Source organism: Paraburkholderia sp. A1RI-2L (assembly GCF_048957375.1).
GTDB lineage: Bacteria > Pseudomonadota > Gammaproteobacteria > Burkholderiales > Burkholderiaceae > Paraburkholderia.
Genome location: NZ_JARBTA010000001.1, coordinates 1,234,674 through 1,251,222, shown reverse-complemented (window position 1 = coordinate 1,251,222; position 16,549 = coordinate 1,234,674). Strand labels below are relative to the sequence as shown.

Sequence of the window (16,549 nt, the reverse complement as noted above, 5' to 3'; positions counted from 1 at the left end):
AGAAGCAGGGCGCCGCGGCTGCGATCGAACCTCGATCAGGCTGCGGACGCCGTCACGATGCGCTGCAGCAATGCGTCGTAGTCGGCGGGCCCGGGCGCGGTCGTGTCGAACACGATGAGGTCGTCGAGCTGCGCGCCCGCCGGCTCGAAGCGCCGCTTGCGATAGCTGTTCCAGTGCGCGAGCTTGTAGGCGTCGTCGGGATGGTTGCGGGCCACGATGCGCTGGCGCGCCGTGGCTTCGTCGGTGCGCACCCAGACGGCGGCGAGCCCCACGTCCGCCGCCACCCCCAGCCACGCGCGATCGAGCAGGCGCCGCTCGCGCACTTCCCCCGAAAGCGGCCCGACCGCAATCACGCTCACGCCCAGCGCGAGATTTTCGCGCGCGGTGTCGAGCATGCCCTGATATTCGGGATCTCGCAGATGCTGGAGAAAGAGCGGGCTGTCGCGGTCGTGCGGGTCCTGGCCGAGAGCGGCGAGCATCGCGGCGCCGGTGCGTCCGTAGAGCGTGTCCTTGTCGAGCAGACAGAACGGTTCGCCCGTCGCGCGGGCCAGCGGGCCGATCAGGTGCTTTGCGAGCGAGGTCTTGCCGGTGCCGGCGTGGCCGCAGAAGAAAATCAGCCGCGTCACGAACCGTGGCTCCGGGCTTGGGTGGCCTGTGCGTATGCCATCGCCTGCATTCTCCTCGTGTGATGTGATGACCTGATTGGGCGGGACAGCGCCCGATTGCGAAGCTTATACCAGCGGTCACCCGGCACTGCATCGCCCACGGCGGCTCGCGGCGCGCAATGTGCGGCGTCGCGCGTGGGCCGGGCGGTGCGTGCGTATATGATGGGCGCACCCGGACGCTGTTGCGTCGAGGATCGATATGCCCCGCGCCCCGCGCGCTGCGCCAGCACCGGAAAACCGACGAGGGGATAGCGCCCATGCCATTGCGCGTGTTCGGAATGAGCCTTGGTTCGCAGCGCGCCGCGCTAGCGGCGGCGCTCGTGGCATTGGCAGTCGCATTGCCGCTATCGCTGGGCGGCTGCGCCGAGGAGCCGGCTGCGCCGGTGCCCTTCAAGCCGGTGCCGGCGGAGCGCATCGTCAAGCCGGGGTATACGCAGCCGGGCGAGGGGCTCGTGGCCGTGGACGTGCGGCGCGAGCGCACCCGCAACGTCATCGTCAAGTTCCGCGACGCCCCCGTGTATATCGACGGCGAGCAGGTCACCGACCTCATGGACGGCGAGCACGTCACCTTCTACCTGAAGCCCGGCGTTCATCGCGTCGGCGTGACCACGCAGTTCGATCCGGTCGTGGAGTTGCGCTTCATCGTCGATCCGCGCTACACGAACCGTGCCAGCGTAACCTTCGACAAGGATCATCGCATCGGCATCCACCGGGTTGCGCAGTGATGGCGCGGGCGGATGGCGCGTGTTTCGCCGCCCATCCCGCTCAACGCTTAAACTTGGCGAATCGATCAACTTCAGGACAGGCGGCGCGCCCGTTTTCGCCACCCGCGCCACCGGGACGCTCACGACCCATGCTTATCAATTGCGCCGCGTACCAGGGCGGCAAGAAACTGGCCGATATCGGCATCGAGGCAATCAGCGACTATCTCCAGAAACCCGGGTGTTTCGTCTGGGTTGCGCTCAAGGACCCCGAAGCGGGCGAGATGGCCGCGATGAAGGAAGAGTTCGGTCTGCACGCGCTCGCCATCGAAGACGTGATGAACGGCAACCAGCGGCCGAAGATCGAGGAATACGGCAATACGATTTTCGCGGTGTTCCATACGATCGAGATCGACGAGGAGGATGAAATCGTCACCGGCCAGGTGAACGTGTTCGCCGGCCCGAATTTCGTGCTTTCGGTGCGCCATCGCGCGCAGCAGGGTTTCCGGGACGTGCGCGCGCGCTGCGAGCGCGAGCCGGAACTGCTCAAGGAGGGCGCGGGTTTCGTGCTCTACGCGCTGATGGACAGCGTGGTTGACCGCTATGCGCCCGTGCTGGAGAAGCTCTCGGGCGAAATCGAGGATCTCGAGGACCGCATCTTCGAAAAGCACTCGCTCGCGCAGTCGCGCGCCATCATCGAGGATCTCTATTCGCTCAAGCGGCGCCTCGTGATCGTGCAGCACCACGTCACGCCGCTCGTGGACGCCGTGGGCAAGCTCGCGGGCGGGCGCATTCCGCAGATCTGCGCGGGCATGCAGGCGTACTATCGCGATGTTTACGACCATCTCGTGCGCGTGTCCAACCTGGTCGATGCGCGCCGCGAAATGATCGTCACGGCGATCCAGGTGAATCTCGGCATGATCTCGCTCGCCGAGAACGAAGTGACCAAGCGGCTCGGCTCGTTCGCCGCGCTCTTTGCGGTGCCGACCATGATCGCGGGGATCTACGGAATGAACTTCTCCAATATCCCCGAATTGCATTTCAAGTATGGTTACCAGGTTTGCCTCGCCGTGATGGCGATTATCGATATCGTGCTGTACATCCTGTTCCGCCGTGGCGGCTGGCTCTGAGGCCGATTTTGACGCCGATGCCCTGCCGGTTGCTGCGCCGCAGCGTCGTGCTGCATGGTGCGCGTGATTGAATCGCCGATCGCGCGCGCCGGGAATGGGCCGCCTGAAAAACGATTGCGCATAACCAGAAATACGGCCCGGCCGGGCCAGACAACCGGAGACACAAACGATGAACTCCCGCATTCGCCGGCGCGTTCTTGGCGCCGCAGCCGCACTTGCCACCGTCACGTTCGCGGCCGCCATGCCGCTTGCCGCCCACGCCCAGACGGCGGCCGGGCAGAAGCCGAAAGTCGCGCTGGTCATGAAGTCGCTCGCCAACGAGTTCTTCCTGACCATGGAAACCGGCGCGAAGGACTACCAGAAGCACAACGCGTCCACCTTCGACCTCGTGACCAACGGCATCAAGAACGAAACCGACACGGCCGCGCAGATCCAGATCGTCGAGCAGATGATCGTCTCCAAGGTGGACGCCATCGTGCTTGCGCCCGCCGACTCCAAGGCGCTCGTGCCGGTGGTGAAGAAAGCCGTGGACGCGGGCATCATCGTCGTGAACATCGACAACCGGCTCGATCCGGACGTGCTCAAGTCCAAGGACCTGAACGTGCCGTTCGTAGGCCCGGACAACCGCAAGGGCGCGCGCCAGGTCGGCGACTACCTCGCGAAGAAGCTCAAGGCGGGCGATCAGGTGGGCATCGTGGAAGGCGTCTCGACCACCACCAACGCGCAGCAGCGCACCGCGGGCTTCAAGGACGCGATGCAGGCCGTGGGCGCGAAGATCGTCTCGGTGCAGTCGGGCGAATGGGAAATCGACAAGGGCAACGCGGTTGCCTCGGCCATGCTCAACGAATATCCCGGCATGAAGGCGCTGCTTTGCGGCAACGACAACATGGCGATCGGCGCCGTGTCCGCCGTGCGCGCGGCCGGCAAGCAGGGCAAGGTCTACGTGGTGGGCTACGACAACATCGACGCCATCAAGCCGATGCTCAAGGACGGCCGCGTGCTGGCCACCGCCGACCAGTACGCCGCGAAGCAGGCCGTGTTCGGCATCGACACCGCGCTCAAGGCGCTCAAGGAGCACAAGAAGCAGTCCGAACTCTCGGGCGTAGTCGAAACCCCCGTCGTGCTCGTCACCAAGGACTCCGCGAAATAGCCGCAGAACCAGTGAAATGTAAATGTAAGCGGGCGAGGCGCGCTGATGGCATGCGGCGCGCGCCTCGTTCGCATGGCTCGTCCGCTCATGCATCCGCGCGTGTAATAAACGCTCAAGAAAGCCGCCGCGCAGCCGTTATTCGTATCGTGATGGCCGCGCAAGCAGCAAGCAAAAGCGGGCCGCCGTGGCGGCATCGCTCGAACGCGCCGCCTGAACGGCGGCCGCCCGCTCCGCAATCCCGCGCTCCCCTTGCCGCGCGGTGCGGATCGCGATAACAGGATCGTGATGGAAGCAATTGCCCCCGACGCCCAAACACCGGCATCCGCGCGAGGCGCGGTGCTCACGGTGACGGGCGCCGGCAAGACCTACGAGCAGCCGGTGCTCGCCGACGTCAGCCTCGCGCTGCACGCGGGGGAAGTGCTTGCGCTCACGGGCGAGAACGGCGCTGGCAAGAGTACGCTCTCGAAGATCGTGGGCGGGCTCACCGCGCCCACCACGGGCACCATGACGCTGATGGGCCAGCCTTATGCGCCGGCGAGCCGCGCACAGGCCGAAGCGCTCGGCGTGCGCATGGTGATGCAGGAGCTCAACCTGCTGCCCACGCTTTCGGTTGCCGAAAACCTGTACCTGGACCGCTTGCCGCGCAGCTTCGGGCCGCTCGGCTGGGCGGGCTGGATCGACCGCGCGCGGTTGCGCGAGGACGCCCGCGCGGCGATGGCGCAAGTCGGGCTCGAGGCGATCGATCCCGATACGCCAGTGGGTGCGCTCGGCATCGGCCACCAGCAGCTGGTGGAGATCGCGCGCAATCTGATCGGCGACGAGGCGCCAGGCGCCGCGCCGCTGCGCGTGCTGATCCTGGACGAACCCACTGCGATGCTCACGGGCCGCGAGGTCGAGCTGCTGTTCGAGCAGATCGCGCGACTCAAGGCGCGCGGTGTGGCGCTCGTCTACATTTCGCACCGGCTCGAGGAGCTGGAGCGCATCGCGCAGCGCGTGGCGGTGCTGCGCGACGGCCGGCTCGTGCGCGTCGACGAGATGGCCAACTTCACGCCCGAGCGCATCGTCGCGCTGATGGTGGGGCGCGAACTCGGCGAGCGCATCGAGCTGGGCGAGCGGCGCATCGGCGCACCGCTGCTCAGGGTGGACGGGATCGGCCGCGCCGGCGTCGTGCGTGACGTTTCGTTCGAGGTTCGCGCGGGAGAAATTTTCGGCGTCTCGGGGCTGATCGGCGCGGGGCGCACCGAGCTCATGCGGCTCATCTACGGCGCTGACGCGAAGGATCGCGGCACGGTGGCGCTCGCGGGCGCAGCGGGCGAGCCGCCCATGCCGGTGCGCATCGACTCGCCGGCGGACGCCGTGCGGCACGGCATCGCGCTGATCACCGAGGACCGCAAGGGCGAGGGGTTGTTGCTGACGCAACCGGTGGCCGCGAACGTGTCGCTCGGCAACGTGAGTGCGGTCGCGCGGTATGGCGTGGTGGATGCCGGGCGCGAGAACACGCTTGCCGAAACGCAAATCGATGCCCTGCGCATCCGCACGAGCGGTCCTGGACAGCGCGTGGGCGAGCTGTCGGGCGGCAACCAGCAGAAGGTGGTGATCGGCCGCTGGCTCGCGCGGCGCATCACGGACGAGCAGGGTGCGCAAGGCGTGCGCGTGCTGCTGTTCGACGAGCCCACGCGTGGCATCGACGTGGGCGCCAAGTTCGACATCTACGCGCTGATGGGCGCGCTCGCGCGCGAAGGCTGCGCACTCGTCGTGGTGTCGAGCGACCTGCGCGAGCTGATGCTGATCTGCGACCGCATCGGCGTGATGTCGGCGGGGAAGATGACGGCGATCTTCGCGCGCGGGGAATGGACGCAGGACGCGCTGCTCGGCGCCGCCTTCGCGGGCTATCGCGCCGAAGATGCGCTGCTCGCCGATGCCGCCGACCTTCCCGAGCCGACAACGCCCCTGGCCGCGAAGCAGCCCGAACGCCGCAATCAATCGCCGCCGCCCGATGAGCGAGGAGGAAGCGCTTCATGACGAACCGACCGTTGCGCGAACCACCAGGAGAACCGCCGGGGCCGCCGGCGCAATCATCGCCGCATGGGACAGTTGCCGCGAGCGCGCGGCCCGTCGGCACGCGCTTTGGCTTTTCGAACTATCTGGGCCTCGCGCTCGCGCTGGTCGCGATGATCGTGCTGTTCTCGCTGCTAAGCTCGCACTTCCTCACCTACGACACGTTCAGCACGATCGCGAACCAGATTCCCGATCTCGTCGTGATGTCAGTGGGCATGACGTTCGTGCTGATCATCGCGGGCATCGACCTCTCGGTGGGATCGGTGCTGGCGCTCGGGGCGTCGGTGGTGAGCGTGGCGTCGCTCAAGTGGGGCCTCTCCGCGCTGCCCGCCGCACTGCTCGGCGTGCTGGCCGCGGCGGCCACCGGCACGCTCACGGGCGCGGTCACGGTGGGGTGGCGCATTCCGTCTTTCATCGTTTCGCTCGGCGTGCTGGAGGCCGCGCGCGGCTTTGCGTACCAGTTGACGCATTCGCGCACCGCCTATATCGGCGATGCGTTCGATTTCCTCTCGAATCCGATCGCGTTCGGCATTTCCCCGGCGTTCCTGATCGCCGTCGCGGTGATGGTGATCGCGCAACTGGTGCTCACGCGCACCGTGTTCGGCCGCTATTTGATCGGCATCGGCACCAACGAGGAGGCGGTGCGCCTCGCGGGCGTCGATCCGCGCCCGTACAAGGTCATCGTGTTCGCGCTGATGGGCGCGCTTGCGGGGCTTGCGGCGCTGTTCCAGATTTCGCGCCTCGAAGCCGCCGATCCCAACGCGGGCGTCGGCCTCGAACTACAGGTGATCGCCGCCGTGGTGATCGGCGGCACGAGCCTGATGGGCGGGCGCGGTTCGGTCATCAGCACGTTTTTTGGTGTGCTGATCATTTCGGTGCTTGCGGCGGGACTTGCGCAGATCGGCGCGAACGAGCCCACCAAGCGCATCATCACCGGCGCCGTGATCGTGATCGCGGTGGTGCTCGACACGTATCGAAGCCGCCGCAAAAGCAAGTGATGCGGCAGATGAAGGGCGAAGCAACAACAAGAACGTGACGAAAGCGCAGCCGCGCGGCGGCAGCAGTAGAAAACGGGCAGGACGAAGCAGGAGCAACAGCAAAAATGGCGACGATCAAGGATGTGGCCGCCGTGGCGGGGGTGTCTTTCACGACGGTGTCGCATGTGGTGAACAATTCGCGGCCGGTTTCGGCGAACGTGCGGGCCAAGGTCGAGCAGGCGATTCGCGACCTCAACTATGTGCCGTCGGCGGTCGCGCGCTCGCTCAAGGCGCGCTCGACGGCGACGATCGGGCTCGTGGTGCCCAACGGCACGAATCCGTACTTCGCGGAGCTTGCGCGCGGCGTCGAGGACGGCTGCGCGCAAAAGGGCTACTGCGTGTTCTTCTGCAATTCCGATGACGACCCGGTCAAGCAGCGCAACTACCTGCGCGTGCTGCAGGAAAAGCGCATCGACGGGCTGATCGTGGCGTCGGCGGGTGACGATGCCGTGCTCGCGGCGACGCTGGGCGAGACGCGCGAGCCGATCGTCGTGGTGGACCGCAACATCGAAGGCCTCGACACCGATCTCGTGCAGATCGACCACGAGCGCGGCGCATGGCTCGCGACGCGCCATCTGATCGAGCTCGGGCATTCGCGGATCGGCTGCATCACGGGGCCGGTCAGCGCGGCGGTGAGCGCGATGCGCATGCACGGCTTTTTGCGCGCGATGGCCGAGTGCGGCATCGAGATCGCGCCGGGCGCGATCGTCGAGGCCGACTTCTCGGGTGCGGGCGGCTATCGCGCCGCGGGGCAGCTGTTCGACACCGTGCGGCCCAGCGCGATCTTCGCGTGTAACGACATGATGGGCATCGGCGCGCTGCGCGCGGCAGCCGAGCGCGGCCTGCGCGTGCCGGCCGAGTGCTCGATCATCGGCTTCGACGACATCGAGCTGGGCCAGTTCACCTGGCCCGCGCTGTCCACGGTCGGCCAGCCCGTACGCGAGCTGGGCGAGATGGCGGCGCTCACGCTGATCGAGCGCATCGGCACTGCAGGCGAGACACGCAGCGGCGCGACGGTGCTCCGGCGCGTGATGGCGCCTCAGCTCATGGAGCGCGAATCGACCGCGCCGTGGTGCGGCGCCCGGGCGTCGCTCGCGGCCTGATGTGCGTGCGACGCGTGCATAATCTGCCGACTGGACAGTGGAGCACCGGAGGCACACGAAGTGGCGATTGACGAAGCTCCGCGCACGCATGCGCAATCGGGTACGCAAGACGCAGGCCGGCAGCGTGGCCGCGTGGCGGTGGTCGGCAGCCTGAACATGGACCTGGTTGCGCGCGCGCCGCGCCTGCCGCGCCCTGGCGAGACGCTCGCGGGCAGCGCCTTCGCGCAGGTCGCGGGCGGCAAGGGCGGCAACCAGGCGGTCGCGGCGGCGCGGCTCGGCGCGCAGGTGGCGATGGTCGGCTGCGTGGGCGCGGACGCCAATGGCGAGCTGCTGCGCGCCGGGCTCCTTGCCGAAGGCATCGATTGCGGCGCGCTCGACACCGCGCCGGAAGCGCCGACCGGCGTGGCGCTCATCGTCGTCGACGAGGCGAGCCAGAACGCCATCGTGATCGTCGCGGGCAGCAACGCCAAAGTGACGCCGGCAAGTCTGGCGCGCCACGAGGCGGCGCTCGCGGCTGCCGACGTCGTCGTCTGCCAGCTCGAATCGCCGCTCGACGCGGTGCACGCGGCGCTTTGCGCCGCGCGCCGGCTCGGCAAGATCACCATCCTCAATCCCGCACCGGCCACCGGTCCGCTACCCGTGGACTGGCTGCCGCTCATCGACTATCTCGTTCCCAACGAACTCGAAGCCGCGACGCTCACGGGCCTGCCACTCGCCACGCCCGAGGACGCCGCGCGTGCCGCCAAGGCCCTGCACCGCGCGGGGGCGCGCAACGTGCTGGTGACGCTCGGCGAGCAGGGCGTCTGCGCCTTGCTCGGCGATGAAGCATCGAGTGCCGCTGACCCGGCGGGCGGGCCGGCGCCCGTGCATTGGCCCGCGCCCAAGGTGGCCGCAGTCGATACGACGGCGGCCGGCGACACCTTCATCGGCGCTCTGGCGGTGCGCCTCGCCGCTGGCGAGGCGCCCGTGCAGGCGATCCAGTTCGCGCTGCGCGCGGCGTCGATCTCCGTGACGCGCGCAGGGGCGCAACCGTCCATTCCTTCGCTCGAAGACATGGCGCGCTGAAACCAGGGGGAACGCGTCCCGCAACCCCTGTAACTTATTCGTCAGCCAATTCTTCTCATTTCGTCATATCTGATCACTATTTCAAGCCTCCCGGACGCTTGCCGCAAACTGGGCGGCGTGGCGCGCATGCAGCGCAGCCTCAGCGATACCGTGCGCTCGGTGCGCGGCGGCACCGAAGCGATCGCCACGGCCACACACCAGATCGCAGCCGGCAACATCGACCTTTCTTCGCGCACGGAAGAGCAGGCTTCGGCCTTGCAGGAAACTGCCGCGAGCATGGAGGAGCTCACCGGCACGGTGAAGCAGAACGCCGAAAACGCCCGCCAGGCGAGCGCGCTGGCCGCCAGCGCATCGGATATCGCCAACAAGGGCAGCCGCGTCGTGAGCGAGGTAGTGGGCACGATGGGCGAGATCAACCAAAGCTCGGCGAAGATTGCCGACATCATCGCGATCATCGAGGGGATCGCTTTCCAGACCAATATCCTGGCGCTCAATGCGGCTGTGGAAGCCGCCCGCGCGGGTGAGGAGGGGCGCGGCTTCGCGGTCGTGGCGGGCGAGGTGCGCAGCCTCGCACAGCGCTCCTCGGCGGCCAAGGAGATCAAGGGGCTGATCGATACCTCGGTCGAGTGCGTGCATGCAGGTTCCGCACTCGTCGACGAGGCGGGGCGCACGATGACGGAAATCATCGGCGCGGTGCAGCGCGTGACCGACATCATGGGGGAGATTTCGCGGCTTCGCAGGAGCAGTCCGGCGGCATCGGGACGGGGAGGCTTTCCGACGCCCGGCTCCCGCGACTGGGCTGTGCCGCAAACCCGCTTGACGAAGCCACGCCGCTGCATCGCAGCGGCGTTTTTTATGCCTGCGATGCGCATGCATGCGCAAGTGCCGCACCAAGCCGGTTACGGTACATTGTGGATCTTGTCACGCGCGCGGATGGGGACGCACGGTACACTGCGCAGCCGCTTTCGCGGCAAGGGCCAGGCGCCGCAAGCGCACTGCAACACGCGCGACATCGCGCCATCATGCCGGCTCGACGCAGGACTCGCGCTGCCGGCGCACGCACACGCACGCACAAGAAAGGATCCAGACATGACACGTGACGATCTCGCGCAGCGCCTCGTGGCGGCGCGCAGCCGCCATCAGATGATCGAGACGCTGGCGCCCGAATGGCTGCCGCCCGACGCGGCCACTGCGTACGCGATCCAGCAGGCCGTGCTCGCGGGGCTGGGCACCGCCACGGGCGGCTGGAAGATCGGTGCGCGCGCGCCCGGAGGCGCGGGGTCCGGCGCACCGTTGCCCGCGACTCACGTGCACGCCTCGCCGGCGCGCGTCGAACGCCAGGCGTTCTTCCGCGTGCTGGTCGAGCTGGAGATCGCCTTCCGCTTTGCCGAACGGGTCTTGCCGCGCGCCGACGCTTATGCGCGCGACGAGGTGCTCGCGCTCGTGGGGCAAATCCTGCCCGCCATCGAAATCGTCGACAGCCGCTTTGCCGAATGGCCGAACGTCGCGCCGCTCGCGCAGCTTGCCGATGCACAGAACAACGGCGCGCTCGTGACCGGGCATGCGCAGCCTTACGGGGCGCTCGCGCGAGCGCTCGACTTCGTCGCGCCCGAGCTCGAACTCACCTTCGACGGCGTGTCGCTCGTGCCGGAAATGGCGGGTAATCCCGCAGGCGATCCGCGCGAGTTGCTGGTCTGGTTCGTCAATCATTGCGCCGCGATGGGCATCACCATCGAACCCGAGTGGACCATCACCACGGGCTCATACGTAGGGGCGCACCGCATCGAGGGCGCAGGCCTGCTGCACGGTCATATAGACGGCCTCGGCGAGGTCGAGATCGAGTTCGTCTGACGCGAAGCGCCCGCAGGATCTTGCTTGCGAACACCGTGCATATCAGCACGACGCGAGCACGATGCAAAGAGAGGCGGTCATGCTTTTTGCGGCGCCGGCGCAATGCGCATTCGAGTCACCCGAAAGCCACTACTGACAGCAGGGGCAGCGCGCGTCTATCGTCCCATGAATGAATGCGCGCCAACTCACTGACACCGGCCCATGTGCCGCGTATAACAAATAAAAAAATCGCTCACGCATAATGGCCAAGATGAACAACGACAGCACTGTTACAAAAATGGCGTTACAAGTTAGCGTGGTGATCTGTACACGCCTTGTGCCGCCGTGCGTTCTATGAAGAAGCGATACACGCGCGCGGCAGAGGGCGGCGTAGCGGCGGGGTTGATGCTCGAGCGTCGATTCGCAGTGCGATGGCGCGCGCTAGCGGCGTGAAATTTGCGGGTAGGCTGAAAATTGTACGGCGTCGCAGGCCAGGGTCCAAGCACTCGAGTCTGAACTTTCAATCAGGCTCGATTTTTGTGTGAAAAAAAATTCGAAAAGGTTTAGGATGAATTCGAGCGATGTCGTTTCCGAATAGCGCGCCGCGCACGACATCGGTCCAGATCTCGGCGAGGAGGTAGCATGGATATCTACAGCAGCTTCGCGACCCGCTTCGAAAAAACGCGAGAGGAAGAGCTCTCGCTTGAGGAGTATCTCGCGCTCTGCAAAGAAGATCCCAGTGCGTATGCCACGGCTGGCGAACGCATGCTGACGGCAATCGGGGAACCAGAACAGATCGACACTCGCAACGATCCGCGCCTGTCGCGCATCTTTGCCAATAAGGTCATCAAGGTTTATCCAGCGTTCCGCGAGTTTTATGGCATGGAAGAGGTGATCGAGCAGGTGGTCGCGTACTTCCGTCACGCGGCGCAGGGGCTCGAAGAGAAGAAGCAGATCCTCTACTTGCTGGGCCCGGTGGGCGGCGGCAAGTCTTCCATTGCAGAGCGGCTCAAGCAGCTCATGGAGCGCGTGCCGTTTTACTCGATCAAGGGTTCGCCCGTGAACGAGTCGCCGCTCGGTCTCTTCGACTACGACGAGGATGGCCCTATCCTCGAAGAGCAATACGGCATTCCACGCCGCTATCTGAAGAGCATCCTGAGCCCGTGGGCCGTCAAGCGCCTGCACGAATATAACGGCGACATCCGCAAGTTCCGCGTGGTGCGCCGCTATCCGTCGATCCTGCGGCAGATCGGCATTGCGAAAACCGAGCCGGGTGACGAGAACAATCAGGATATTTCCTCGCTCGTCGGCAAGGTCGACATCCGCAAGCTCGAGCAATACGCGCAGGACGACGCGGACGCCTACAGCTATTCCGGCGGCCTGTGCCTCGCGAATCAGGGCTTGCTCGAATTCGTCGAAATGTTCAAGGCGCCGATCAAGGTGCTGCACCCGCTGCTCACGGCCACCCAGGAAGGCAACTTCAAGGGTACCGAAGGATTCGGCGCCATTCCGTTCAACGGCATCATCCTTGCGCACTCGAACGAGTCGGAGTGGAAGGCATTCCGCAATAACCGCAATAATGAAGCACTGCTCGACCGCATTTTTGTGGTGAAGGTGCCCTATTGCCTGCGCTATTCGGAAGAGATGAAGATCTACGAGAAGCTGCTGCGCAACTCGTCGCTTGCGGATTCGGTGTGCGCGCCGGGCACGCTCAAAATGATGTCGCAGTTCTCCGTGCTCACGCGCTTGCAGGAGCCCGAGAATTCGAGCCTCTTCTCGAAGATGCAGGTGTACGACGGCGAGAACCTCAAGGACACCGACCCGAAGGCCAAGTCGTATCAGGAATACCGCGACTTCGCCGGGGTCGACGAGGGCATGGCCGGGGTCTCCACGCGCTTCGCGTTCAAGATCCTCTCGCGCGTGTTCAACTTCGATTCGACCGAAGTAGCCGCGAATCCGGTGCACCTCATGTACGTGCTCGAGCAGCAGATCGAACGCGAGCAATTTCCGCCGGAGACCGAGCAAAAGTATCTGTCGTTCGTGAAGGACGTGTTGGCCTCGCGTTACGCCGAGTTCATCGGCAAGGAGATCCAGACCGCTTACCTCGAATCGTATTCTGAATACGGGCAGAACATCTTCGATCGCTATGTCACGTACGCCGACTTCTGGATTCAGGATCAGGAGTTCCGCGACCACGACACGGGCGAGAGTTTCGACCGCGCGGCGCTGAACGCGGAACTGGAGAAGATCGAAAAGCCCGCGGGCATCAGCAACCCGAAGGACTTCCGCAACGAGATCGTGAACTTCGTGCTGCGCGCGCGCGCGGGCAACGCCGGCAAGAACCCGGCGTGGATCAGCTACGAGAAACTGCGCGTGGTGATCGAGAAGAAAATGTTCTCGAATACGGAAGAACTTTTGCCGGTCGTCTCGTTCAATGCAAAGGGATCGGCGGAAGAACAGCGCAAGCATGAAGACTTCGTCAATCGCATGGTGGCGAAGGGCTATACGCCCAAGCAGGTCCGGTTGCTCTGCGACTGGTATCTGCGTGTGCGCAAGTCGTCATGAGCGCAGAGGCAATACCTTCCTGTTGCGCCGCCGCACATTTCATGCGGCGGCGCAAAAAGGAGATCCGGCGGGGCGCAGGCCACGTAGCCATGAGCAACTGAACGTGGCATTCCAGACTGCGCACCTCGCCCATTCGAAACGTGAGCGGGAGACTGGATGTGCTTCATCAAATCATCGACCGCAGGCTGGCCGGCAAGAACAAGAGCATTGCAAACCGCGAGCGCTTTTTGCGCCGCGTGAAGAACTATATTCGTCACGCCGTCTCGGAAGCGGTGCGTGACCGCAGCATCAAGGACATTCAAAGCAACCAGAGCATCACCATTCCGCGCAAGGACATTGCCGAGCCGTCGTTCCGGCACGGCCCCGGCGGCCGGCGCGAAATGGTGCATCCAGGCAACGAGGACTACGTGCGCGGCGACCGCATTCCGCGTCCGCAAGGCGGCGGGGGCGGTGGCGGCAGCCAGGCGAGCAACGAGGGCGAAGGTCAGGACGACTTCGTGTTCGAACTCTCGCGCGAGGAGTTCATGCAGTACTTCTTCGACGACCTCGAACTGCCGCGCCTCGTCAAGACCCATCTGATGGCCGTGCCCACGTGGAAGAGCATCCGCGCCGGGTGGGCCGCCGAGGGCACGCCGAATAACATCGACGTGGTGCGCTCGCTGAGGAGCGCGCTCGGGCGGCGCATCGCTTTGGGCGCGCCGCTTGTGAACGAATTGCGCAATCTCGAAGAGCAGCTGGAGGTGCTAATGGCCGATCCGTCGGACCGGCGCGACGACATCAAACAGCTCGAAGAGCAGATTCATCATCTGCGCGGGCGCATCTGGCGCATTCCGTTCATCGACCCGTTCGACCTGCGTTACGTGAACCGCGTGAAGCAGCCGCAGCCGTCGAGCCAGGCGGTGATGTTCTGCCTGATGGATGTGTCCGGCTCGATGGACGAGCAGCGCAAGGACCTTTCGAAGCGCTTCTTCATCCTGCTGTACCTGTTCCTCAAGCGCAATTACGAAAAGATCGAAGTGGTCTTCATTCGCCACCACACGCGCGCCGAGGAAGTGGATGAGGACACCTTCTTCCATTCGACGGAAAGCGGCGGCACGGTGGTGTCGAGCGCGCTGGAATTGATGAAAAAGGTGATCGAAGACCGTTATTCGCCGAGCGACTGGAACATCTACGGGGCGCAGGCTTCGGACGGCGACAACTGGACCGACGATTCGCCGAAGTGCCGCAAGCTGCTCGCGGATGACATCCTGCCTAAGGTGCGCTATTTTGCTTATATTCAGGTGACGCCCGAGGAGCAAAACCTCTGGCTCGAATATGCGCAACTGGCGCTCACCGACCCGAATCTGGCGATGAAGAAGGTCGACAACCCGGCGGATATCTATCCGGTCTTCCGGGAACTGTTTGAAAAGCAGGTGGAGCATTCATGACGACACGCCACCTGCACAACGAGGCGCGCGGCTATCAGCCGGAGCGCCGCAAGACCGGCGGCCACGGGAAGGGACAGCACGGCGATCACGAGGCTGCCGCAAAACGGGGGGGACACCCGGCCGAGCCGGCGCGCAAAGACGCGCACGGGCTCCCCGAACATGACCTCCCTGAACCCCGGCTTCCGGAAACCAGGGAATTGCATATGAACGTAGCCGACAGACGGCCGTTGCCGTGCCCATCCGACTGGACCTTCGAGTTGATCGAAGAATACGACACGCATATCTCGCATGTTGCGGAGCAATACGAACTGGACGTCTATCCGATCCAGCTCGAATTGATCAGCGCGGAGCAGATGATGGATGCCTATGCGTCAGTCGGCATGCCGGTCAACTATCGTCACTGGTCGTTCGGCAAGCATTTTCTCTCCACGGAGAAGAGCTATCGCCGGGGACAGATGGGGCTTGCGTACGAGATCGTCATCAATTCGAATCCGTGCATTGCGTATCTGATGGAAGAAAACACGATGACGATGCAGGCGCTCGTCATCGCGCACGCGGCCTACGGGCACAACTCGTTCTTCAAGGGCAACTACCTGTTCCGCCTCTGGACCGACGCGCATGCGATCGTCGACTACCTCGTCTACGCGAAGAATTACATTGCCGAATGCGAGGAGCGCTTCGGTCTCGACCGTGTGGAGGAGTTGCTCGACTCGTGCCACGCGCTCATGAATTACGGCGTGGACCGCTACAAGCGGCCCCAAAAGCTTTCGCTCGAACGCGAGGCTGCGCTGCGCCGCGAGCGCGAGGCGTATCTGCAATCGCAGGTCAATGAACTATGGCGCACGCTGCCGAAGACGCAGCAGCCCATCGCCGAGGAAATCGACGAGCGCTTCCCGCCCGAGCCGCAGGAGAACCTGCTGTATTTCGCCGAAAAGAACGCGCCGCTGCTCGAACCGTGGGAGCGCGAAGTCATCCGCATCGTGCGCAAGGTGGGTCAGTACTTCTATCCGCAACGCCAGACTCAGGTGATGAACGAGGGCTGGGCCACGTTCTGGCACTACACGCTGCTCAATACGCTGTATGCGCAAGGCAAGCTGGAAGACGGCTTCATGATGGAGTTCCTGCACTCGCACAGCAATGTGGTCTATCAGCCGCCAGTCACCAAGCACTACTACAGCGGAATCAATCCGTATGCGCTGGGCTTTTCGATGATGAGCGACATACGCCGCATCTGCGAAAGCCCCACCGAGGAAGACCGCAAGTGGTTCCCGGAACTCGCCGGCAGCCCATGGCTCAGTGCGCTGCACTACGCGATGCGCAACTTCAAGGACGAGAGCTTCGTCGCGCAGTATCTATCGCCGCATCTGATCCGCGAGATGCGGCTCTTCTCGGTGCTCGACGACGACATGCGCGACGCACTGGAAGTCTCGGCCATTCACGACGACAGCGGCTATCAGTACGTGCGCCAGGCCCTCTCGCGGCAGTACGACATGCATCATCGCGAGCCGAACATTCAGGTCTGGTCGGTCAACACGCGCGGCGACCGCAGCCTCACGCTGCGCCACTTCATGAGCGATAACCGTCATCTGTCGGGCGACACTGACGAAGTGCTGCGGCACATGGCGCGGCTCTGGCAATTCGATGTGTATTTGGAAAGCGTCGACGAGAACGGCACGGTCAGGAAGCGCTACGAATGCCGTTACGTGCCGCCGGCGGTGAGGGTATAGGCATACACCGGCTTCGACGCCCGCAGTGCAACCGAAGGCCAGCCCGCGCGCTGGCCTTTTTCTTGTTGTCGCGCAGCTTGCCTTTCGCCAG

General features: G+C 64.8%; 12 protein-coding genes and 1 pseudogene. 12 read left to right on the top strand and 1 reads right to left on the bottom strand.

Annotated features, from left to right (window positions below; translation table 11 throughout):
• Positions 1–35: 35 nt before the first annotated feature.
• Positions 36–626 (bottom strand): AAA family ATPase, encoded by a 591-nt coding sequence (locus PWP93_RS05915; protein WP_421043800.1) that lies wholly within the window; start codon positions 624–626, stop codon positions 36–38.
• A 317-nt stretch (positions 627–943) separates the two neighbouring features.
• On the opposite strand from PWP93_RS05915, the gene PWP93_RS05910 reads away from it, so the two are divergent.
• The 12 genes and pseudogenes from PWP93_RS05910 to PWP93_RS05855 all read left to right on the top strand — a co-directional run bounded on the left by PWP93_RS05910 (position 944) and on the right by PWP93_RS05855 (position 16,458).
• Complete coding sequence (locus PWP93_RS05910; protein WP_421043799.1) at positions 944–1,390, top strand: hypothetical protein; 447 nt, start codon at positions 944–946, stop codon at positions 1,388–1,390.
• 128 nt (positions 1,391–1,518) lie between these two features.
• On the top strand, positions 1,519–2,496 hold the full coding sequence (gene corA, locus PWP93_RS05905; protein ID WP_421023952.1) for a magnesium/cobalt transporter CorA: 978 nt from the start codon (positions 1,519–1,521) through the stop codon (positions 2,494–2,496).
• A gap of 169 nt (positions 2,497–2,665) precedes the next feature.
• Entirely contained in the window at positions 2,666–3,646 is a 981-nt protein-coding gene (locus PWP93_RS05900; RefSeq protein WP_421043798.1) for a sugar ABC transporter substrate-binding protein, read from the top strand.
• A gap of 285 nt (positions 3,647–3,931) precedes the next feature.
• On the top strand, positions 3,932–5,668 hold the full coding sequence (locus PWP93_RS05895) for a sugar ABC transporter ATP-binding protein (RefSeq protein WP_421043797.1): 1,737 nt from the start codon (positions 3,932–3,934) through the stop codon (positions 5,666–5,668).
• Positions 5,665–6,702 (top strand): ABC transporter permease, encoded by a 1,038-nt coding sequence (locus PWP93_RS05890; RefSeq protein WP_421043796.1) that lies wholly within the window; start codon positions 5,665–5,667, stop codon positions 6,700–6,702. Before PWP93_RS05895 ends, PWP93_RS05890 begins: the two co-directional genes overlap by 4 nt.
• Positions 6,703–6,806: 104 nt before the next feature.
• Positions 6,807–7,844 carry a LacI family DNA-binding transcriptional regulator gene (locus PWP93_RS05885; protein ID WP_421043795.1) on the top strand — a complete coding sequence of 346 codons (1,038 nt, stop codon included), beginning with the start codon at positions 6,807–6,809 and terminating at the stop codon, positions 7,842–7,844.
• A 132-nt stretch (positions 7,845–7,976) separates the two neighbouring features.
• Positions 7,977–8,909 (top strand): ribokinase, encoded by a 933-nt coding sequence (gene rbsK, locus PWP93_RS05880; protein ID WP_421045016.1) that lies wholly within the window; start codon positions 7,977–7,979, stop codon positions 8,907–8,909.
• 108 nt (positions 8,910–9,017) lie between these two features.
• Positions 9,018–9,667 (top strand): annotated as a pseudogene (locus tag PWP93_RS05875) (methyl-accepting chemotaxis protein); the annotation flags it as partial.
• Positions 9,668–9,998: 331 nt separating this feature from the next.
• Positions 9,999–10,760, top strand: coding sequence for a 2-keto-4-pentenoate hydratase (locus PWP93_RS05870; RefSeq protein WP_421023957.1), 762 nt, complete (start codon positions 9,999–10,001; stop codon positions 10,758–10,760).
• Between the two features lie 621 nt (positions 10,761–11,381).
• Positions 11,382–13,304, top strand: coding sequence for a PrkA family serine protein kinase (locus PWP93_RS05865; protein WP_421023958.1), 1,923 nt, complete (start codon positions 11,382–11,384; stop codon positions 13,302–13,304).
• Positions 13,305–13,462: 158 nt separating this feature from the next.
• Complete coding sequence (locus tag PWP93_RS05860) at positions 13,463–14,731, top strand: YeaH/YhbH family protein (protein WP_421043794.1); 1,269 nt, start codon at positions 13,463–13,465, stop codon at positions 14,729–14,731.
• Positions 14,728–16,458: a SpoVR family protein gene (locus tag PWP93_RS05855; protein ID WP_421023960.1), complete on the top strand. Its 1,731-nt coding sequence runs from the start codon at positions 14,728–14,730 to the stop codon at positions 16,456–16,458. The genes PWP93_RS05860 and PWP93_RS05855 overlap by 4 nt, the downstream gene beginning before the upstream one ends.
• Positions 16,459–16,549 lie beyond the last annotated feature (91 nt).